This window comes from Saccharomonospora cyanea NA-134 (assembly GCF_000244975.1).
GTDB classification, from domain to species: Bacteria; Actinomycetota; Actinomycetes; order Mycobacteriales; family Pseudonocardiaceae; genus Saccharomonospora; species Saccharomonospora cyanea.
Genome location: NZ_CM001440.1, coordinates 1,857,615 through 1,877,492, shown reverse-complemented (window position 1 = coordinate 1,877,492; position 19,878 = coordinate 1,857,615). Strand labels below are relative to the sequence as shown.

The following is a 19,878-nucleotide window of genomic DNA, read 5'->3' as shown; positions in this document are numbered from 1 at the left end:
CGGACGTGATGATCTTCTCAGTTTTCCGGCGCCGATTCGTAGTAGAATCCATGAATTGAGACCCCGATCCGTTCGACCCCGCTCGACTCCGGACTCCCTGCCGATGCCCCCGCCTGAGCCTCGTATCCCGAGCCGACCACCACGGATGCCCTCCCCCTCATGCGTTACCGTGGATCGCGTGAACGTCGACGTAACCCCACTGCCGGGAATCGGCGTCCGTAAGGACTTCGCGTTGAGCAACGGTCGGCGCGTGGGTGTGGTGACACACCGCGACGGCGTGATCGAGCTCATCGTGTCCAAGTCGGAGGACCCCGATGCGTGCCTGGCTTCGCTGCCGCTCAACGCGGAGGAGGCGGGCACCCTGGCGAACCTCCTCGGCGCGCCACAGCTGGTGGCTCAACTGACCGAGGAGCACCGGGAGCTTCCCGGTATCAGCACGAGGCCGATGGCGATCAAGGGTGGCTCTCCGTACGACGGCCACACCCTCGCCGACGCCGCACTGCGCAGCCGCACGGGTGTGTCCGTCGTCGCGGTCATGCGCGCGGGCCAGGTCCACCCGTCCCCCACTCCCGACTTCCTGTTCACAGGTGGTGATGTACTCGTGGCCGTCGGCACGTCCGACGGGCTCGACGAGGCCGCCAGGATTCTCAAGCAAGGCTGAGGCTAACTCGCGTGGATCACACAGCACTGTCCCTGCTCGAACTAGGCGCTGTGTTCTTCGGGCTGGGCGTGCTGGGCCGGCTCGCAGGCAAGATCGGAATGTCCCCGATTCCGCTGTACCTGCTGGGCGGCCTCGCCTTCGGCCAGGGCGGAATCTTCCCTCTCGGCGACATCAGCGGCTTCACCACGCTCGCCAGTGAGATCGGTGTCGTGCTCCTCCTGCTCACTCTGGGACTGGAGTACACCGCCGACGAACTGTTCACCGGCCTGCGCCGCTCCTGGATGGCCGGGTTGCTCGATCTGGTGCTGAACGCCGCCCCCGGAGTCGCTGTCGCCCTGATCCTCGGTTGGGGACCGCTCGGCGCGCTCGCCCTCGGCGGTATCACCTACATCTCCTCGTCGGGCATCATCGCCAAGGTTCTCGGCGACCTCGGGAGGCTGGGCAACAGGGAAACCCCGGTGGTGCTGTCCATCCTCGTGTTCGAGGACCTGGTGATGGCGGTGTACCTGCCCATCCTCACCGCAGTGCTGGCCGGGGTGAGCCTCATCGGCGGGCTGAAGGCCGTCGGCATCTCGCTCACCGTCGTGTGCGTGGTCATGCTCGTGGCGCTGAAGTACGGCCGCTACGTCTCCGCGGTCGTCGACAGCCCCGACCGTGAGGTCTTCCTGCTGAAGGTCCTCGGGTCGGCACTGTTGGTGGCGGGACTGGCGTCGGCCATGCAGGTCTCGGCCGCGGTGGGCGCCTTCCTGCTCGGTATCGCGATCTCGGGTTCGACGGCGGAGAACGCCACGAAACTGCTCGAACCGCTGCGGGATCTGTTCGCGGCCGTCTTCTTCGTCGTGTTCGGGCTCAACACCAATCCGCAGAGCATTCCTCCGGTGCTGCTGTGGGCGGTCATCCTCGCCGTGGTCACCACGGCCACGAAGGTCACCACGGGCTGGTGGGCGGCCCGCCGTTCCGGAGTGGGACTGATGGGTCGAGCGAGGGCCGGTGCCGCACTGGTCGCGCGCGGCGAGTTCTCCATCGTCATCGCGGGGTTCGCCGTGTCGGCGGGCGCCGTCGACGGCCAGCTCGCCGCGCTCGCCGCCACATACGTGCTGCTCATGGCGATTCTCGGCCCGATCGCGGCCCGCGTGGTGGAACCCGTGACCCGGCTGTTGATCAAAAGTCCGTCGAGGTCCGCACCCGCCGAGACGGCCAACCCCTGACCAGGGGCGGGTATTGTCGCCGAAATCGGTCGATCCCGCACTCGCAAGGCCCCGGCATCGCTAGGGTGAGCGTCGCCCTGCCTCGTCTTCGAAAGGCTGTCCGGTGCTCGCGTGGCTGTGTGTCTCGCTCGGTGTCGCCTTCGGCACGTCCGTGCTGCCGGTCATGAGCGTCGAACTGTTCGTGGTGGGGCTCGTCACGAGCGAGCCGTCCCTGCCGTGGATCGGCATCGGTGCCGCCGTGGCGCTGGGGCAGGTCGCGGGCAAACTGCTCTACTACCTGGCCGCCCGAGGCACCATCGAACTGCCGTCGGCCCTGCACGCGAAACTGCGGCACGGCGGGCGGGGCCGATCGTACTCCCCGGCCAGGCAGCGCTGGCGGCTGCGCACCGAGCGGCTGCGCAGGCTGCTGGAAACGGTGCGCGAGCGCTGTCATCGGCACCCACACTGGATGACCACCACCTACGGGGTGAGCTCGGTGATCGGCATCCCCCCGTACATGGCCACGGCGGTGCTCGCCGGCATCGTGCGCATGCGGCTGTCGCTGTTCGTGGTCGTCGGGTTCCTCGGCCGGTTCGTACGGTTCAGCGCGCTGGCGGCGGCTCCGGCGTTGTTCGCGAGCCTGCTACGGATCTGAGTGGTCAGCGACCGCTGTCGGTTCCCTCGGCGGCTTCGAGTTCCACGGCCTTACGCATGGTGGCACGGGCTCTCCTGCGATCCCCCGCGATGTCGTAGGCGTAGGCCAAGCGGTACCAGCGCCGCCAGTCCCGCGGATCGGCCTCCACCTCGGCGCGCCGTTCGTCGAACCACGTGTCGGCCGCCGCCCGGTCGACCCGTCCGGACGGCCTGCGTGGCAGGTCGGAGGTGTCGGGAAGCCCGCCCTCCGCCTCCAACCGCCGCGCGAGCCGCTGGATCTGCACACCCGAACGCCACGTCGACACCAGCATCCAGGCCCCGAGCAGCGGCAACACCAGTACGCCCGCGCCGAGCCCGATGGCCACCGGATCGTCCGAGCGCAACAGCTCCACGGCGCGTCCGGCCAGCAACACCAGGTAGACGGCGACCGCGAGGGTGACGACGACGGCGAGATTGCGGGTTCTCATGGCCGCGTCAGATGCCGAGGACGTGTTCGAGGCCGATGGTCAACCCGGGTCGGGAGAGCACCGACCGGACGCCGAGGAGGACACCCGGCATGAACGACGTGCGGTCGAGCGAGTCGTGACGGATGGTCAGTGTCTCACCCTGCGCACCGAAGAGGATCTCCTCGTGCGCCACGAGACCGGGTAGCCGCACCGAGTGCACGCGGACCCCGTCCACGTCGGCACCGCGCGCACCGTCCAGTTCGGACGTCGTGGCGTCCTCACCGGGGCCCCTGCCCGCCTCGGCCCGCGCCGTCGAGATCAGCCGGGCGGTGTGCGCGGCCGTGCCCGACGGGGCGTCGGCCTTGCGGTTGTGGTGCAGTTCCACCACCTCCGCCGAGTCGTAGAACCGTGCCGCCTGCTGGGCGAAGCGCATGGCGAGCACCGCACCGAGCGCGAAGTTGGGGGCGATGAGCACACCCAACTCCGGCTTACCTGTCAACCACCCGGTGAGGGTCTCGACCCGCTCGTCGGTGAACCCGCTGGTGCCGACCACCGCGTGCAGGCCGTGGTCCACCGCGAACCGCAGGTTGTCCATCACGGCGTCAGGGTGGGTGAAGTCCACGACCACGTCGGCCGAGGTCAGCGTCGACCGGGCGTCATCGGAGTTCACCGTCGCGGCCACCGTCATGTCGGGCGCGGATTCCACGGCCTTGACGACCTCGGTGCCCATGCGGCCCCGCGCGCCGAGTACACCGACCTTGATCGGAGTCCTGTCACCGGCTACGGATGCCCCGGTCATGCCATCACCTCGTGCAGTTCATCGGGAAGCTCGTCGGTGTGAGCGTACGGGCCGACCACGGCGACCGCCGAGCGACCACCGGGCCGACGCAGCAACGTACGCGCGAGCTCCGCCACGTCCTCCGCCGTGACCTCGTCGATGCGGGACACGGTGTCGCTCACGCTCTGGTAGCGACCGTAGTTCAGCTCGTTCTTGCCGAGCCGGAACATCCGGGAAGCGGTGTCCTCGAGGCCGAGAACGAGACCGCCGCGGAGCTGGCCCTTGGCCCTGGCCACCTCCGCGTCGGTGAGCCCGTGTTCGGCCACCTCGGCGAGGACCTCGCCCACGACTCCGGCCACCTCACCGAGCCGGTCGGGCTGGCAACCCACGTACACGTCGAGGTGCCCGGCGTCGGCGTAGCTCGCCACCGACGAGTACACCTGGTACGCGAGACCCCGGCGCTCGCGGATCTCCTGGAACAGCCGGGAACTCAGGCCACCACCGAGGGCGGCGTTGAGCACCGACAGCGTGTACCGCCGATCGTCGTGCCTGCCCGGCGTACGGACTCCCAGCATGAGGTGTGCCTGCTCGGTGTCGTCACTGTGCAGCGCCAGCCGGGGCGATCGACCGAACCGGGCCCGGCCCGCCCTCGGCTCCGTCGGCGCCTCCGAACCGGACAGCCGGTCGCGCAGCGCCGAGCGGACGAGCCGCACCACGTCCTTGTGCTCCACGTTGCCCGCCACCGCGAGCACCATCTGATGTGGACGGTAACGTCGACGGTAGAAACCACGCAGGGCCGCAGGAGCCATGTCCGAGATGGACTGTTCGGTGCCGAGAACCGACCGGCCGAGCGGGTGCCCGGGCATGATCGTTCGCACGAACGTCTCGTGTAGCAGGTCCTCGGGATCGTCGTCGCGCATGGCGATCTCCTCGAGCACCACGCGCCGTTCGGTTTCCACGTCGGTCTCGGCGCACGTCGCCTGGAAGACGACGTCGGTGATGAGGTCCACCGCCAGTTCCAGGTCCTCGTCCAGTACCTGGGCGTAGAAACACGTGTGTTCCTTGGCGGTGAAGGCGTTCATCTCCCCACCGACCGCGTCGATCTCCTCCGCGATCTGGGTGGCGTCGCGCCGCGCCGTGCCCTTGAACAGCAGGTGTTCGAGGTAGTGTGCCGCTCCGGCAACACGTGGTTGCTCGTCACGGGATCCGATCCCGACCCACAGGCCCAGCGTCGCCGAGCGCACCCCCGGCACCGACTCGGTGATCACCCGCAGTCCGCCGGGCAACACCGTGCGCTTGACGACACCCGAGCCCGAGTCGAGGGTGCGGGTGGAACCGATGGGTTGAAGGTGTCCGGCAATCTGTCGCGCCATGACTTCGTCGACTCACCTCACCCGAACGGCCCGTCACCGCCGGTGTGGTCGGCGACGGGCCGTTCGAGGTCGTTCGTTTGTGTGTAGGGGACTTCGCGGGTGTCGTTACTCGACGTCGGCGGGACCGCCCTCGCCCGCCTGCTTGTCGACCTTCTCGGTACGGTCACCCTTGTCGCCGCCGCGGCCTCGCCCGCCGCGGCGGGTGCGCTGCCTCGGCCTGTCGGAACGCGAGCCCCGCTCCTTCTCCGTCTTCGCCGGCTTGTCCTGCTCGGAGTCCTCTTCCGCCGCTGCGGCAGGCTCGGCCTTCGCCGATCCCTCGGCCTGCTCGTCCTCGTCGCGGACGACGATCAGGCTGATCTTGCCGCGGCTGTCGATGTCGGCGATCTCCACGCGCAGCTTGTCGCCGACGTTCACCACGTCCTCGACCTTGTCGACGCGCTTGCCGTTGCCCAGCTTGGAGATGTGGACGAGGCCGTCCTTGCCGGGCAACAGCGAGACGAACGCGCCGAACGCCGCCGTCTTCACGACGGTGCCCAGGAAGCGCTCACCGACCTTCGGCAGCTGCGGGTTGGCGATAGCGTTGATCTTGTCGATCGCGGCCTCGGCCGAAGGACCGTCGGCGGCACCCACGTAGATCGTGCCGTCGTCCTCGATGGAGATGTCGGCGCCGGTCTCCTCCGTGATCGAGTTGATCATCTTGCCCTTCGGCCCGATGACCTCACCGATCTTGTCCACCGGCACCTTCAGGCTCGTCACGCGCGGCGCGTACGGGCTCATCTCGTCCGGCCCCTCGATGGCCTCGGCCATGACCTCCAGGATCGTGAGGCGGGCGTCGCGGGCCTGGTTGAGCGCCGCGGCCAACACGTCCGACGGGATGCCGTCGAGCTTGGTGTCGAGCTGGAGCGCCGTGATGACGTCCCTGGTGCCCGCCACCTTGAAGTCCATGTCACCGAAGGCGTCCTCGGCACCGAGGATGTCGGTGAGCGCCACGTACCGCATCTCCCCGTCGACCTCGTCGGAGACGAGGCCCATCGCGATGCCCGCCACCGGAGCCTTGAGCGGCACACCGGCGTTGAACAGACTCATCGTCGAGGCGCACACCGAGCCCATCGAGGTGGAGCCGTTGGACCCGAGAGCCTCGGAAACCTGACGAATGGCGTACGGGAACTCCTCGCGCTTCGGCAACACGGGCACGAGCGCGCGCTCGGCCAGCATGCCGTGGCCGATCTCACGACGCTTCGGCGTGCCGACCCGGCCGGTCTCACCGGTGGAGTACGGCGGGAAGTTGTAGTGGTGCAGGTACCGCTTCGTCGTCTCCGGCGACAGCGTGTCGAGCTGCTGCTCCATGCGCAGCATGTTGAGTGTGCTGACACCCAGGATCTGGGTCTCGCCGCGCTCGAACAGCGCCGAGCCGTGCGCCCTGGGAACCACGGACACCTCGGCGGAGAGCTGCCGGATGTCGGTGACACCCCGGCCGTCGATGCGCACCTTGTCGCGCAGGATGCGCTGCCGGATCAGCTTCTTGGTCAGCGCCCGGAACGCGGCGCCGATCTCCTTCTCGCGTCCCTCGAAAGCCTCGCCCTCGCCGATGCCGACGCGCTCGAGCACGGCGTTCTTGACCTCGTCGATGGCGTTCTCGCGGTCCTGCTTGCCCGCGATGGTGAGCGCCTTGGTGAGGTCCTCGGTCGCGATGGCCGCCACCGCGTCGTAGGCGTCGATCTGGTAGGCCGGGAACACCGGGAACTCACCGACCGGCTTCGCGGCGGCGTCCGCCAGCCGCTGCTGCGCCTCGCACAGCACGCGGATGAACGGCTTCGCGGCGTCGAGGCCCTGCGCGACCGTCTCCTCGGTGGGCGCCGTGGCACCCTCCGCGATCAGGTCGAGCGTGTTCTCGGTGCCCTCGGCCTCCACCATCATGATGGCGACGTCCTCGGGCGCCTCGCCCACGATGCGACCGGCCACGACCATGTTGAACGTCGCACGCTCGAGCTGGGACCACGTGGGGAAGGCCACCCACTGGTCGTCGATCAGCGCGACGCGCACACCGCCGATGGGACCCGAGAACGGCAGCCCGCCGATCTGGGTGGAAGCCGACGCGGCGTTGATCGCGAGCACGTCGTAGGGGTCGTCGGGGTGCAGGGACTGCACGGTGACGACGATCTGGATCTCGTTGCGCAACCCGTCGGCGAACGAAGGCCGCAGCGGCCGGTCGATCAGCCGGCAGGTCAGGATGGCGTCGGTGGACGGGCGACCCTCCCGGCGGAAGAACGCTCCGGGGATGCGCCCTGCCGCGTACATCCGCTCCTCGACGTCCACCGTGAGCGGGAAGAAGTCGAACTGCTCCTTCGGCTGTTTGGACGCGGTGGTGGCCGACAACACCATCGTCTCGTCGTCCAGGTAGGCCACCACGGACCCGGCGGCCTGCCGGGCGAGCCTTCCGGTCTCGAAACGGACAGTGCGGCGGCCGAACCGCCCGTTGTCGATCACGGCTTCCGTCTCGTGGACGGCAGGTGCGGCGGTGCCGCTGACGTCAGTCATGACTTTGTTACTCCTCGTACGTCCGGGCGATCGCCTCCCCGCTCGTCGGGGTGCGCGCGAGGTACGAGGCCGGTCATCGATCGAAGCCGACGGGGGTGACCCCCGGCGGCCACTACCGAGGACCGGCTATGGCGTCCTCGTGCGCTGGTGCGCTCGCCCATGGGTATTGCTCTCTTGTACCGAGGGGGCGTGACCCGGGCCGGGTCACGCCCCCTCGGAGCCTGTCATCGACGCAGACCGAGTCGCTGGATCAGCGAACGGTAGCGCGCGATGTCCACTCGCATCAGGTAGTTGAGCAGTCGGCGACGACGGCCGACCAGCAGCAACAGGCCACGGCGCGAGTGGTGGTCCTGCTTGTGCACCTTCAGGTGCTCGGTGAGGCCGGTGATCCGCTTCGTCAGCAGGGCCACCTGCGCCTCGGGCGATCCCGTGTCGGACTCGTGGAGCCCGTACTCGGCCAGGATCGACTTCTTCTCCTCGGTGGTCAGAGCCACGCGTTCACTCCTCGAACTTGTGCCGTGTGTCGGTTGTCGCGAGTACCGGCCGCCACGGACCGCAGCCGGACTCAACTGTCGAGACTATCAGCTCACCCGGTACACCGGCCTCGTACGCGCGTCAGTTCGGCGCGTCGAGGGGGAACCGGTCGACCACGCTGTAGCGCGGACCGACGCCGGGCTCACCCGCCGGGTCGCTGCGCATCAGCACCACCTCGGTGGCCGTCCACTCCGGGCCCCGGACGTCGGCGAGTGCCCGGCGCCACTGCTCGACGGCCGCCTGGGCGGAGCGCTGCGACGTCCGCGCTCCGCGCCGGGCCAGCGCCAGGGTGAGGTGGGCGACGTACGGGCGTCTCTCCTCGTCGGGACGCGCGGCCTCCGCCACCTCGGCGAGACCGCTGCCGTGCACCCCGACCCACAGTACACCGCGAAACGAGCCGGACCCCTCGATCCGCACCACCGGTGCGGCGAGCCCGGTCAGCCGCGCCCGCAACCACTCGGCCCTCGCCCCCGGGTCGTCCAACCCGTAGAAACCCAGCGTGACGTGCCACTGCTCAGGCGTGGTCCACCGCAGTCCCGGCGAGCGAACCCGCCCGGTGTGCCGCAGCCCGCGGCGAAGGGCGGTGAGCACCGCAGGCGGCGGCACCACCGCGCTGAACAGCCGGGCCCGCTCCGCCATGCCGGCCGCCCTACTGCGCCTGCGACTTCCCCGCCCGGCGCAGCAGGTCGGCGATGGCGGGGAACTCCGCGTCCAACCGCTCGGCGGCGTCCAGCAGGCTCTCGTCCTCGGCGATCTCCCGCAGCGCCGTGAGCACGGCCGTCTCGTCGGGCCCCACTCCCACCGGGAAGTTGTCCCGGTTCACCGTGGGCCTCGACGCCTTGACGTCCTCCAACGCGGCGCGGATGGCCTCCTTGCTGCCCGCCGCGACGTCCGGTGTGAGGACCTTGCGTTCGAGCATGATGAGCCGGGCGAGCACCACGGGGTTGCCGATCTTGGCGCGTCGCCCGCTCATGACCTGACTGAGCATGGGTGCGCTGATACCCAGCACCTCGGCAAGGTATGCCTGCGAGACGTCGAAGGCGACCACAAGCCTGCGCACGCGATCACCGAGTGGTTCGCCGTACCACTCGCGCTGCAACGCGATGTTCCGCTGGACGATCTTGTGGTCATCCACGGCTGAGTTCTGCTCCCCTCCACGACGTCGACCGGAGGATGCGCCGGTCGGTCAGCATCTTGTCAGGCTCGGCACCCGTCCGGGGACGAAATGCCCGAGGCGTTCGCATTCGCACCGCAGGCGGGCCTCACCGTTCCAGAGCCCGGCGGGTGCGTACCACGTCGTCGTCGATCTGGCCGACGAGAGCCTCGGGGGTGTCGAAGGCGATCTGCCCCCGCAGTCGCCGCACGAAGTCGAGGGCCACGTGCTGGCCGTAGAGGTCGGCGTCGAAGTCCAGCACGAAGGCCTCCACGGTCCGCTCCCGTCCCGAGAAGGTGGGGTTGGTCCCCACCGACACGGCGGCGGGCAGCCGCTGCTCCTCCCGGCCCTGCCGGACGAACCAGCACGCGTAGACGCCGTCGGCGGGCACGGCGGCGAAGCTGGGCAGCGACAGGTTGGCCGTGGGGTAGCCGAGGTGGCGACCGCGGCCCTCACCGCGCACCACGATGCCCTCCAACCGGTGCGGCCTGCCGAGGGCTTCGGCCGCGGCCACCACGTCACCGGCGTCGATGCACGACCGCACGTAGGTGGACGAGTAGGTGATCTCGGTGTGCTCGCCGTCCTCGGGCGACGACCGGCCCCACAGCCGGGCCTCGTGCGCCGTGAACCCGAACCGCCTGCCCAGCGCCTTCAGCGTCTCCACCGTGCCCGCGGCCTTGTGCCCGAAGCGGAAGTTCTCCCCCACGATGACGGTGGCGGCGTGCAGCCGGTCGACGAGGATCTCGTGCACGAACTCGTCGGGGCTCAGCCTGGACAACTCCGGTGTGAACGGCAGGACCGCGAAGACGTCGGCTCCCAGGCTCTCCACCAGATCGGCCTTGCGCGTGAGTGTCGTGAGCTGCGCGGGGTGGCTACCGGGACGCACGACCTCCGCCGGGTGCGGATCGAAGGTCAGGACCACGCTCGGCAGGCCCCGCTGCCGAGCCGCTTCCACCGTCTGGGAGATCAGCGCCTGGTGACCTTTGTGGACACCGTCGAACACCCCGATCGTGACCACGCACCGGCCCCAGTCGCCAGGGAGGTCCGTCACACCACGCCATCGTTGCACGTGGTGCAGCGTAGTCCTTCTCGCCCTGCCACCCGGGCGGCGGGCAGGGCATCGGGTCGGGTGTCGGGTCCACTCCGAACCGGTGCGCGGGGTCCGCGCACCGCGGCCTAAGCCGGGTCGAGGACGACCACCGGCTTGGCGGTGCGCCCGGTGTCCTGCGCCAGCGCGAGCACGTGCCCGTCGGGCGCGAACACGCCGTAGGTGCCCTCCAGTCCCGCCGCGGGAACCCGCTGCCCGTGCCGGATCGCGGCCGCGACGGGCGCGTCCACGTCGGTGCGGGGGAAGGCGGCGGCCACGGCCTCGGCGAGGTTCAGGGACAGCCCGGGTTCCCGCTCGACCTCGTCGAGGGTGCGGGCTTTCGCCAGGGTGAACGGTCCGACGGACGTGCGCCGCAGCGCCGCGAGGTGGCCACCGACGCCGAGCGCGGCGCCGAGGTCGCGCGCCAGCGCCCGCACGTAGGTGCCCGACGAGCAGTCCACCATCACGTCGAGCTCGACGCGGTCGGTCTCCCTACGCGTGGCCAGCAGGTCGAACCGGTGCACGGTGACCGGCCTGGCGGGCAGGTCGACCTCCTCCCCCGCGCGCACCCGCGCGTAGGCGCGCTTGCCGTTCACCTTCACCGCGCTCACCGCGCTGGGCTTCTGCAGGATGTCACCGGTCAACGCGGCGATCCCCGCCGCGATGTCGGCATCGGACACACCCGCGACGGCGGAGACGTCCGCCCGTGAGGTGATCTCACCCTCGGCGTCGTCGGTCGTGGTGGCGGCGCCGAGGGCGATCGTGGCGAGGTAGGTCTTGCGGTCGAGCGCCAGGTGGCCGAGCAGCTTCGTGGCGCGCTCCACACCCAGCACCAGCACCCCGGTGGCCATCGGGTCGAGCGTCCCGGCGTGGCCGACCCTGCGGGTACGCAGGAAACGGCGAGCCTTGGCGACGACGTCGTGAGACGTCATTCCGCCGGGTTTGTCGACGATCAGCAGGCCGGGAGGGGGAGCTTGCACAGGCACGCCCGCAGCGTAACCGCTGCCGCCCGGCTCCCCACCGGGCGGCGGTCGGTGCCGGTCGGTCACACCGGCGACGGCGAGCCTTCGAGTTTGGCGCGCACCGAGTCCCAGCGGTGCCTGCGCAGTCGCACGGGCACCGACTCTCCCCTCTCCTCCGCGGCGAACACGGCCGCCCGCGCCCGCAGCCACCACACGCCCATCCGCCAGGCCCCGAAAGCGAGCACGACCACCATCGTCAGCAGGGCGACCCGGTAGTCACCACCCGTGGCCTCCAGCAGCAGACCGATGGCCAGGGACGCCACGGTGGTGGCGACGAACCCGCCGACGTTGACGATGCCGGTGGCGGTGCCGACCCGCGACATCGGGTTGTAGTCGCGGGCGAGCGCGAAGCCAATCGTGGAGAACGGACCACCGAGCGACAGGACGGTGAACGCGGGCACCAACACGGCGATGGGCACCTGACCCGGCCAGCCGAGCAGCACCGCCCACACCACACCGGTGGCCACGAGGTAGGTGACCACGAGCGGTATGCGCAGCTCCGGCCTGCGGCCCACGAACCCGCCGAGCAACGGACCACTGACCATGGCGCCGACCACGAACACCGCCAGCAGCGAACTCGCTGTCGTGGCGGGATAGCCCTGCCCGTCCACGAGGAACGGCACACCCCACAACAACACCATCACGTTCTGGGAGAACGGGGCGGAGAAGTGCGTCCAGAACCCCAGCCGCGTGCCGGGGACGCGCAGTGCCTCCCGCAGCTGGGCCGTGACCTCCGAGAGGGACTCCGACGGGGAGGCCGCCGTCCTGGAGGTGGGTGTGTCGCGCACACGCAGGGTCACCGCGGCGGTGAACACCAGCGTCACGAGCCCCGCCACGAGGAACGTGGGGGTCCAGCCGGGCCCGGCGAGCAAGAGGGTCAGCGGCAGGGTGGCGGCCAGGTTGCCGACGAAACCGAGCGTGCCCGTCAACGCGGTGACGAGCATGTACTGCCTGCCGGGGAAGTGGTTGGCGGCAAGGCGGAGAACGGAGACGAACGTCAGCGCGTCACCGAGTCCGAGCACCCCGCGCGCGACGAGCGCGACGGCATAGGTGTGGGCCAGTGCGAGCAGCACCTGCCCGAGCCCCAGGAAGAGCAGGGCACCGGTGAGCACCCTGCGCGGCCCGAACCGGTCGACCAGCACCCCGGTGGGGATCTGCATGGCCGCGTACACGCCGATCTGCAGGACGGTGAAGGTGGCCAGGGCTGCGGAGCCGACGCCGAACCGTTCGGCGGCGTCGAGACCCGCGACGCCCAGTGAGGTTCGGTGGAAGACGGCGAGTAGGTAGACGACGGCGGCGGTCAACCAGATCAACCACGACGTCAGCGGCGTAGCGGGCGCGGTCGTGGCAGGTCGGGAAGACAAGAAGACTCCTCACAGTGGCGGGCCGGGTGGCCGACGGACGTGGACCATGGGGCGGCGCGACAGTGGGTCCCGTCAGTTGTATCGCCTAAACAACCTCGATACTTACCTGTGACCTTGGTGTGATTCGCCACACCGGCTGGGCACACTGCGTCACGCCCCGACGGCACCTCCCGCGCCCACCGTCCCTTCGACGGCCCAACGCCCCGAACGCCACCGCACCAGCACGAAGGCCAGGCGCAGGACCATGAACAGCGTCAGCCCGGTCCAGATGCCCACGAGCCCCCAGCCGAGCGCCAGCGACAGCCAGATCAGCGGCAGATAACCGAGCACGGCACTGCCCAGCGTCGCGTTGCGTAGGAACGCGGCGTCACCCGCGCCGAGAAGCACGCCGTCCAGCGCGAACACGACTCCCGCCACCGGCTGCAACGCGACGAAGAACCACCACGCGTGCGGGATGGTGCCGAGCACCCCGGCGTCGGCCGTGAACGCGTGGGGCAGTACGGGATACGCCGCGGCGAACACCACGGCGAGCACGCAACCGAACACGAGCCCGTAGGCGACGATCTGCGAGGCGATGCCGCGTGCTCGCGGCGAGTCGCGTGCTCCGAGCGCGGCGCCGACCAGCGACTGCGCCGCGATGGCCACCGAGTCGAGCACCAGCGACAAAAACGTCCACAACTGCCACACCACCTGGTGCGCGCCGACGGCCTCGGTGGACGTCCGCGCGGCCACCGAGGTGGCGGACACGAAGCAGGCCTGGAAGGCCAGGCTGCGCAGCACGAGGTCGCGGCCCAACCGCAACTGCTCGCGCATCACCCTCGGATCCGGGCGCACGAGGCTGCCCTCACGCACCAGCGCCAGCAGGAACAGGCTCGCCGACACCGCCTGGGCCACGACGTTCGCCACGGCCGAACCCTCGAGGCCCCAGCCCACCGGGTACACGAGCACCGGACACAACACCGCCGACAGCGCGTTGCCCGCCAGGACGTAACGCAGCGGGCGCACGGCGTCCTGCACCCCCCGCATCCAGCCGTTGCCGGCCATCGTGACGAGGATCATCGGCGCGCCGCACAGGGCGATGCGCAGCCACGACACCGTCTGCTCCGCGACGGCGGGATCTCCTGACATCGCCAGGGCGACGGGTTCGGCCAGCAGTTGCCCCACGAGCAGCACCACGAGGCCGACCGCCAGCGCGAGCCACGTGGCCTGCACGCCCTCTCCCACCGCCTCGGCACGCCGACCCGCGCCGTGCAGCCGGGCCGTGCGCGACGTGGTGCCGTAGGACAGGAACGTGAGCTGTGTCGACACCAACGAGAGCAACGTGCCGCCGAGCGCGAGGCCCGCCAGCGGCAACGCGCCGAGGTGACCGACCACGGCGGTGTCGACGAGCACGTAGAGCGGTTCGGCGGCGAGCACTCCGAGCGCGGGGACGGCAAGCCGCCACACCTCGCGGGCTGGCACGCGGTGCTGGATCGTGTCGGTCACTCAGGGCAGCGTAATCGGCCCTGCGACACACTGGACTAAGCTGTCTGGCCGATGCCCGAGTACGCGATTCTCGTCCTTCCCTCCGCCAACCGCGTCTACACCGACACCGCGCCCACGCTGGTGCGGGCCGAGCTGTCCGCGTTCGCGCCCGCCCTGTCGACCGACGTCGCCGACACCGACATCAGGACGATCGGCGGTGTGGACTACGTCACGCTCCGCACCGACCGGCCGTTGACGGACGACGACGTCGCGCTGCTGTCGAACGTCTCGTCGGCGTACGCCCTGTTCGAAGTCACCGGCGACCTGCTGCGCCCCCTGCCGATGGCGCCCGTCGCCCGATTCGGCTCCGACCTGTTGACCATCCAGAAGTACCCGGGCAAGACCAACGAACAGTTCACCCAGCTGATGGTCAACCTGACCGTGCTCGCCTCGCGGTGGGCCTCGGCCCCCTTCGGCACGGCGCTGCACGTGCTGGACCCGCTGTGCGGCCGGGGAAGCACGCTGAACCAGGCGATGATGTACGGCTTCGACGCCACGGGCGTGGAGGTCTCGGCGAAGGACTTCGAGGCCTACGAACGGTTCATCAAGACGTGGCTGCGCGGCAACCGCCTCAAGCACACCGCGCAGTCGGGGGTGCTGCGCCGAAACCGCACCCGGCTGGGGCAGCGGCTGGAGATCGACTACGCACCCAGCAAGGAGGCCTACCGCGCCGGGCACACCCGGAACCTCACCTACTACAACACCGACACGTTGCGTACCGACGAGCTGCTGCGCCCCGACTCGGTCGATCTGATCGTCACCGACGCCCCCTACGGCGTGCAGCACGGCAGCCGCGGTGACGACGACTCGCTCGCTCGCAGTCCGCGGGACCTGCTCGCCGCGGCGGTGCCGGTGTGGAGCCGGGTGCTGCGTCCCGGCGGCGCGCTGGGGATCTCGTTCAACACCTACGTCCTCGCCCGCGACGAGCTGCTCGGCATCCTCGACCGCGCCGGGCTGAGCGTGGTCAGCGGTCCCGGCTACGACACGCTGACGCACCGGGTCGACCATGCCATCGTGCGGGATCTGGTCGTGGCCCGGAAGGAGCCCTCGCCGTCCGGACGATGAATCCGGCCCGCACGTGGTCCCCTTCGTCGGCCCCGGCGCGGAAGGCCACGGAAGCGGCAGTGAACATCCTGGTGTCGACCGCACGAGCGCGCCGCGACCGATAGCAGGCCGGGCCGCCGGGTAGCCGGACGGGGTGACGACCACACCCGCGATCACCGTGCTGATCGGTGCACCGGGGGCGGGTAAGACCACGGTGGCCCGTACCCTCGCCGACCGTCCGGTCGTGCTGTCCCTGGACAGGGCTCGGGCCGTCTGCGGCGAACACGAGGGCGACCAGAAGGCCAGCCGGGCTGCGTTCGCCCACGTCGAGAAGCTCGTTCACGAGCACCTCGCGGACGGACTGGCAGTGGCGATCGACGCCACGGGGGCGCGCCGACGCGACCGCAGGGTGTGGCTGCGCCTCGCCCGAGAGCACGACGTTCCCGCCACGGCTCTCGTCGTGTCAGCTCCGCTCGAGGTCTGTCTCGAACGCAACGCCGACCGGCCGCCACACCGCCGGGTGCCCGACCACACCGTCAGCCGCATGTGGAACACCGTCTCCGCACTCACCGACACCGACCTCATCAGTGAGGGATTCGTCCGGGTCGAACGGGTCACCACCGCACCGGAGCCGAACTGACCCAACCCCACTCCGGCGAGCCCGCGTGCTCACCGGAGTGCCGGGTCGTCGCGATCACGCGGTGGCCGGTGCGGAACTCGGGCATCGCTAGCCCTTTCCCGCTGTCACCAGGGCGCTGTCCGGCTCGTGGCGACAGGGGGACAGCGGGAAAGGGCGGGCTCGAACCCCGGGGTCCGAGCCCGGGTCAGTCCTCGTCGTCGTCCTTCACGCGGTACGGGTCGGCCTCGCCCGCGGGTTGCGCACCCGTGGCGAGGCGGGCCACCTCGGCGTCGGCCTCCCGCGCCTTCGCCAGCAGGTCGTCGATGTGCCGAGCGTCCTGCGGCAACTGGTCCGGCACGAACGTCAGCGTCGGCGTGTAGCGCACACCCGTGCCCTGTCCGACCTTCGTCCGCAACACCCCGCGCGCCGACTCCAGCGCGGCGGCGGCACCGGCGAAGTCCGGCTTCGAGTCGAGACTGTCCCCGAGCACCGTGTAGTACACGGTTGCGTCCCTCAGGTCTCCCGTGACCCTGGCGTCGGTGATCGTCACGTTGCCCAGTCGTGGGTCCTTGATCTCGTGTTCCAACGCGGACGCCACGATCTGCGCGATCCGCTTGGCCAACCGTCGTGCGCGAGCCTGATCAGCCATGGCGCACCCCCTTCATCTTCGCTCCCACGCTTCAGTCCTCCGGGCCGAGCAGCCGTCGGTGTGCCGACAGCAGTTCGATCTCCGGGCGCGACGCCACGAGCCGCTCGCACGCGTCCAGCACGTCCCGCACGTGGGAGGCGTCCGCGGCCACCACGGCCACACCCAGCAACGAACGCCGGTGCAGGTCGAGATGCCCGGCCTCCGCGACGGCGACCTCGTACCGGCGCCGTAGCTCGGCCACGATCGGACGCACGGCGGAACGCTTCTGCTTCAGCGACCGGACGTCGCCGAGCAGCACGTCCAGTTCCAGTGTGCCGACGAACATCTGTGTCGTCCCCCGCTCATGGCAGCGGCCGGGCGGGTGGATCACCGCGCCCGGCCGCCGTCCGTGTCACTCGCGCGGCTTCTCGCGGAGCTCGTACGTCTCGACCACGTCACCGACCTTGATGTCGCCGAACCTGCCGAGCGTGAGACCACACTCGAACCCGTCGCGCACCTCGACGACGTCGTCCTTGAACCGGCGCAGCGAGTTCACCGGCAGGTTCTCGGCGACCACCACGTCATCACGCAGCAGGCGTGCCTTCGCGTTGCGGCGGATCACGCCCGAGGAGACGAGGCAACCGGCGATCGTGCCGACCTTCGAGGACTTGAACACCTCGCGGACCTCGGCCTTGCCGAGCTCCACCTCCTCGTACACCGGCTTGAGCATGCCCTTGAGGGCCTGCTCGATCTCCTCGATCGCCTGGTAGATCACCGTGTAGTACCGGACGTCGACGCCCTCACGGGTGGCCCGTTCGGTCGCCTTGCCCTGCGCCCGCACGTTGTACCCGATCACGATGGCGTCGGACGCCGTGGCGAGGTCGATGTCGCTCTCGGTGACACCACCCACGCCGCGGTGGACGACGTTCAGCTCCACCTCGTCGCCGACGTCGATCTGGAGCAGCGACGCCTCCAGCGCCTCGACGGTACCCGAGTTGTCGCCCTTGATGATCAGGTTGAGGGTGTTGGTCTCCTTCAGCGCGGAGTCCAGGTCCTCCAGGCTGACCCGCTTGCGCCGGGCCGCGTTCTCCGCGTTGCGGATCCGGGCCTGACGACGCTCCGCGATCTGCCGGGCCACCCGGTCCTCCTCGACGACGAGGAAGGTGTCACCGGCCCTTGGCACCGACGTGAAACCGATGACCTGCACCGGCCTCGACGGCGTCGCCTCGTTGACGTCGCGGTTGTACTCGTCGACCATGCGCCGCACCCGGCCGTAGGCGTCACCGGCGACCACCGAGTCGCCCACGCGCAGCGTGCCGCGCTGCACCAGCACCGTCGCCACGGGACCACGACCACGGTCGAGGTGCGCCTCGATGGCCACACCCTGGGCCTCCATCTCCGGGTTGGCCCGGAGATCCAGCGCCGCGTCGGCGGTCAGCACGATCGCCTCGAGCAGACCGTCGATGTTGGTGCCCTGCTTCGCCGAGATGTCGACGAACATGGTGTCGCCGCCGTACTCCTCGGCCACGAGGTTGTACTCGGTGAGCTGCTGGCGCACCTTCGCCGGGTTGGCGCCCTCGACGTCGATCTTGTTGACCGCGACCACGATCGGTGCCTTGGCGGCCTGCGCGTGGTTGATGGCCTCCACCGTCTGCGGCATGACACCGTCGTCGGCCGCGACCACGATCACGGCGATGTCGGTGGCCTGCGCACCACGGGCACGCATGGCGGTGAACGCCTCGTGACCCGGGGTGTCGATGAAGGTGATCACGCGCCGGTCGCCGTCGACCTGGGTCTCCACCTGGTAAGCGCCGATGTGCTGGGTGATGCCACCGGCCTCGCCCTCGGCGACCTTCGCCTGCCGGATGGTGTCCAGCAGTCGCGTCTTACCGTGGTCGACGTGACCCATGACGGTCACCACCGGCGGCCTGGCCTGGAGGTCCTCCTCACCGCCGGCGTCCTCGCCGTAGGTGATGTCGAAGGTCTCCAGCAGCTCGCGGTCCTCCTCCTCGGGGCTGACCACCTGGACGTTGTAGTTCATCTCCGAGCCGAGCAGCTCCAGCACGTCCTCGGAGACGGACTGCGTCGCGGTGACCATCTCACCGAGGTGGAACAGCACCTGTACCAGTGAGGCCGGGTTCGCGTCGATCTTCTCCGCGAAGTCGGTCAGCGACGCTCCCCGGTGCAGCCGGATGGTCTCGCCGTTGCCCTTCGGCAGGCGCACGCCGCCGACCGACGGCGCCTGCATGTTCTCCATGTACTCCTGGCGCTTCTGCCGCTTCGACTTGCGGCCCTTGCGCGAGGGACCACCGGGACGTCCGAAGGCGCCGGCCGTGCCGCCACGACCACCGGGGCCACCACGGCCACCGCGGAAGCCGCCGCCACCGCCGCCACCACCGGGACGGAAGCCGCCACCGCCGCCACCGCCGCCGGTGCCACCGGGACGGAAGCCGCCACCGCCGCCACCACCACGGGGGCCGCCGCCACCACGACCGCCGCCGGGGCCGCCACGGCCACCACCGGGGCCGCCACCGCGGCCACCGGGACCGCCCGCGGGCCTCGCCGGACGCGACGGCATCATGCCGGGGTTCGGGCGCGGCGGCATGTTGCCGGGACTCGGCCGGTTGCCGCCGGGGGCACCGCCACGGGGGCCAGGCCGGTCGCCACCGGGACGCGGACCACGCTCACCCTGCTGCCCGCCACCGGGCCGCGGAGGCGTGGGACGCGGCGCGGGCGCACCGGAACCGACACCGAACGGGTTGTTGCCGACCCGGGGAGGACGCGGACCCGGCTTCGGGCCGGGCTTCGGACCCTGGGGCTTCGGCGGGACGACGGAGCCCTGCTCCTTGGCCTTCGCGGCCGGGGCCTGCTCACCCTGCTTGGGCGCAGGGCCCGGCTTCGGGCCCGGACGCGGACCCGGCTTGGGGGCCTGCGGCGGGGTGGGCTTGGCCTGCCCCTGTTGGGGCTGCGACTGCTGCGACTGCTGTGGCTGCGGTCGCTGCGGCGGCGCCGGCTTCGGCGCGGGCACACCACGACCCGACGGCGCCGGCTTCGGGCTCGACGCCCTGTCCCTGCCGGACGGCCTCTCGGACTGCTTGCCGTCCTTGCTCGAAAACGCGTCACGCAGCCGACGGGCGACGGGCGCCTCGACCGTGGATGACGCGGACTTCACGAACTCGCCCTGCTCCTTCAGCTTGGCGAGTACTTCCTTGCTCGTGACACCGAGCTCTTTCGCGAGCTCATGTACGCGGGCTTTGCCTGCCACT

At 70.3% G+C, this 19,878-nt stretch carries 19 protein-coding genes; 5 read left to right on the top strand and 14 right to left on the bottom strand.

What is annotated here, in order from left to right:
• Positions 1-178: 178 nt before the first annotated feature.
• From SACCYDRAFT_RS08950 to SACCYDRAFT_RS08940, 3 genes are all read left to right on the top strand, one after another.
• A complete protein-coding gene (locus SACCYDRAFT_RS08950) occupies positions 179-661 on the top strand; it encodes a cation:proton antiporter regulatory subunit (protein ID WP_043537168.1) in 483 nt (160 codons plus the stop codon).
• 11 nt (positions 662-672) lie between these two features.
• A complete protein-coding gene (locus tag SACCYDRAFT_RS08945) occupies positions 673-1,869 on the top strand; it encodes a cation:proton antiporter (RefSeq protein ID WP_005455556.1) in 1,197 nt (398 codons plus the stop codon).
• A 103-nt stretch (positions 1,870-1,972) separates the two neighbouring features.
• Positions 1,973-2,503, top strand: coding sequence for a hypothetical protein (locus SACCYDRAFT_RS08940; protein WP_005455555.1), 531 nt, complete (start codon positions 1,973-1,975; stop codon positions 2,501-2,503).
• Positions 2,504-2,507: 4 nt separating this feature from the next.
• On the opposite strand, the gene SACCYDRAFT_RS08935 is transcribed toward SACCYDRAFT_RS08940, so the two are convergent.
• The 11 genes from SACCYDRAFT_RS08935 to SACCYDRAFT_RS08885 all read right to left on the bottom strand — a co-directional run bounded on the left by SACCYDRAFT_RS08935 (position 2,508) and on the right by SACCYDRAFT_RS08885 (position 14,282).
• Positions 2,508-2,969: a tetratricopeptide repeat protein gene (locus tag SACCYDRAFT_RS08935; protein WP_005455553.1), complete on the bottom strand. Its 462-nt coding sequence runs from the start codon at positions 2,967-2,969 to the stop codon at positions 2,508-2,510.
• 7 nt (positions 2,970-2,976) lie between these two features.
• Positions 2,977-3,747: a 4-hydroxy-tetrahydrodipicolinate reductase gene (dapB, locus tag SACCYDRAFT_RS08930; protein WP_005455550.1), complete on the bottom strand. Its 771-nt coding sequence runs from the start codon at positions 3,745-3,747 to the stop codon at positions 2,977-2,979.
• Positions 3,744-5,099, bottom strand: coding sequence for a M16 family metallopeptidase (locus tag SACCYDRAFT_RS08925; protein ID WP_005455547.1), 1,356 nt, complete (start codon positions 5,097-5,099; stop codon positions 3,744-3,746). Before SACCYDRAFT_RS08925 ends, dapB begins: the two co-directional genes overlap by 4 nt.
• Positions 5,100-5,204: 105 nt before the next feature.
• Positions 5,205-7,637 carry a polyribonucleotide nucleotidyltransferase gene (locus SACCYDRAFT_RS08920; RefSeq protein ID WP_005455544.1) on the bottom strand — a complete coding sequence of 811 codons (2,433 nt, stop codon included), beginning with the start codon at positions 7,635-7,637 and terminating at the stop codon, positions 5,205-5,207.
• Positions 7,638-7,861: 224 nt separating this feature from the next.
• A complete protein-coding gene (rpsO, locus tag SACCYDRAFT_RS08915) occupies positions 7,862-8,131 on the bottom strand; it encodes a 30S ribosomal protein S15 (protein ID WP_005455541.1) in 270 nt (89 codons plus the stop codon).
• 121 nt (positions 8,132-8,252) lie between these two features.
• The gene (locus SACCYDRAFT_RS08910; RefSeq protein WP_005455539.1) at positions 8,253-8,810 is read right to left on the bottom strand and encodes a 2'-5' RNA ligase family protein; all 558 of its coding nucleotides are present in this window, start codon (positions 8,808-8,810) and stop codon (positions 8,253-8,255) included.
• A 10-nt stretch (positions 8,811-8,820) separates the two neighbouring features.
• Positions 8,821-9,306 carry a helix-turn-helix domain-containing protein gene (locus tag SACCYDRAFT_RS08905; protein WP_005455536.1) on the bottom strand — a complete coding sequence of 162 codons (486 nt, stop codon included), beginning with the start codon at positions 9,304-9,306 and terminating at the stop codon, positions 8,821-8,823.
• Between the two features lie 127 nt (positions 9,307-9,433).
• Positions 9,434-10,393, bottom strand: a complete 960-nt coding sequence (locus SACCYDRAFT_RS08900) for a bifunctional riboflavin kinase/FAD synthetase (RefSeq protein ID WP_005455534.1) — start codon at positions 10,391-10,393, stop codon at positions 9,434-9,436.
• A 107-nt stretch (positions 10,394-10,500) separates the two neighbouring features.
• The gene (gene truB, locus SACCYDRAFT_RS08895; RefSeq protein WP_083844802.1) at positions 10,501-11,397 is read right to left on the bottom strand and encodes a tRNA pseudouridine(55) synthase TruB; all 897 of its coding nucleotides are present in this window, start codon (positions 11,395-11,397) and stop codon (positions 10,501-10,503) included.
• Between the two features lie 59 nt (positions 11,398-11,456).
• On the bottom strand, positions 11,457-12,797 hold the full coding sequence (locus tag SACCYDRAFT_RS08890; RefSeq protein ID WP_005455532.1) for an MFS transporter: 1,341 nt from the start codon (positions 12,795-12,797) through the stop codon (positions 11,457-11,459).
• Positions 12,798-12,947: 150 nt separating this feature from the next.
• Positions 12,948-14,282, bottom strand: a complete 1,335-nt coding sequence (locus SACCYDRAFT_RS08885) for an MATE family efflux transporter (RefSeq protein WP_005455530.1) — start codon at positions 14,280-14,282, stop codon at positions 12,948-12,950.
• 51 nt (positions 14,283-14,333) lie between these two features.
• On the opposite strand from SACCYDRAFT_RS08885, the gene SACCYDRAFT_RS08880 reads away from it, so the two are divergent.
• Both SACCYDRAFT_RS08880 and SACCYDRAFT_RS08875 read left to right on the top strand, forming a co-directional pair.
• A complete protein-coding gene (locus SACCYDRAFT_RS08880; RefSeq protein WP_005455528.1) occupies positions 14,334-15,386 on the top strand; it encodes a TRM11 family SAM-dependent methyltransferase in 1,053 nt (350 codons plus the stop codon).
• Positions 15,387-15,519: 133 nt separating this feature from the next.
• Positions 15,520-16,005: an AAA family ATPase gene (locus tag SACCYDRAFT_RS08875; protein WP_005455526.1), complete on the top strand. Its 486-nt coding sequence runs from the start codon at positions 15,520-15,522 to the stop codon at positions 16,003-16,005.
• A 184-nt stretch (positions 16,006-16,189) separates the two neighbouring features.
• On the opposite strand, the gene rbfA is transcribed toward SACCYDRAFT_RS08875, so the two are convergent.
• The 3 genes from rbfA to infB all read right to left on the bottom strand — a co-directional run bounded on the left by rbfA (position 16,190) and on the right by infB (position 19,877).
• Positions 16,190-16,633 (bottom strand): 30S ribosome-binding factor RbfA, encoded by a 444-nt coding sequence (gene rbfA, locus SACCYDRAFT_RS08870; RefSeq protein ID WP_005455524.1) that lies wholly within the window; start codon positions 16,631-16,633, stop codon positions 16,190-16,192.
• Positions 16,634-16,664: 31 nt separating this feature from the next.
• Positions 16,665-16,958 carry a DUF503 domain-containing protein gene (locus SACCYDRAFT_RS08865; protein WP_005455523.1) on the bottom strand — a complete coding sequence of 98 codons (294 nt, stop codon included), beginning with the start codon at positions 16,956-16,958 and terminating at the stop codon, positions 16,665-16,667.
• 66 nt (positions 16,959-17,024) lie between these two features.
• Entirely contained in the window at positions 17,025-19,877 is a 2,853-nt protein-coding gene (gene infB / locus SACCYDRAFT_RS08860) for a translation initiation factor IF-2 (protein ID WP_005455522.1), read from the bottom strand.
• Position 19,878: the final 1 nt, after the last annotated feature.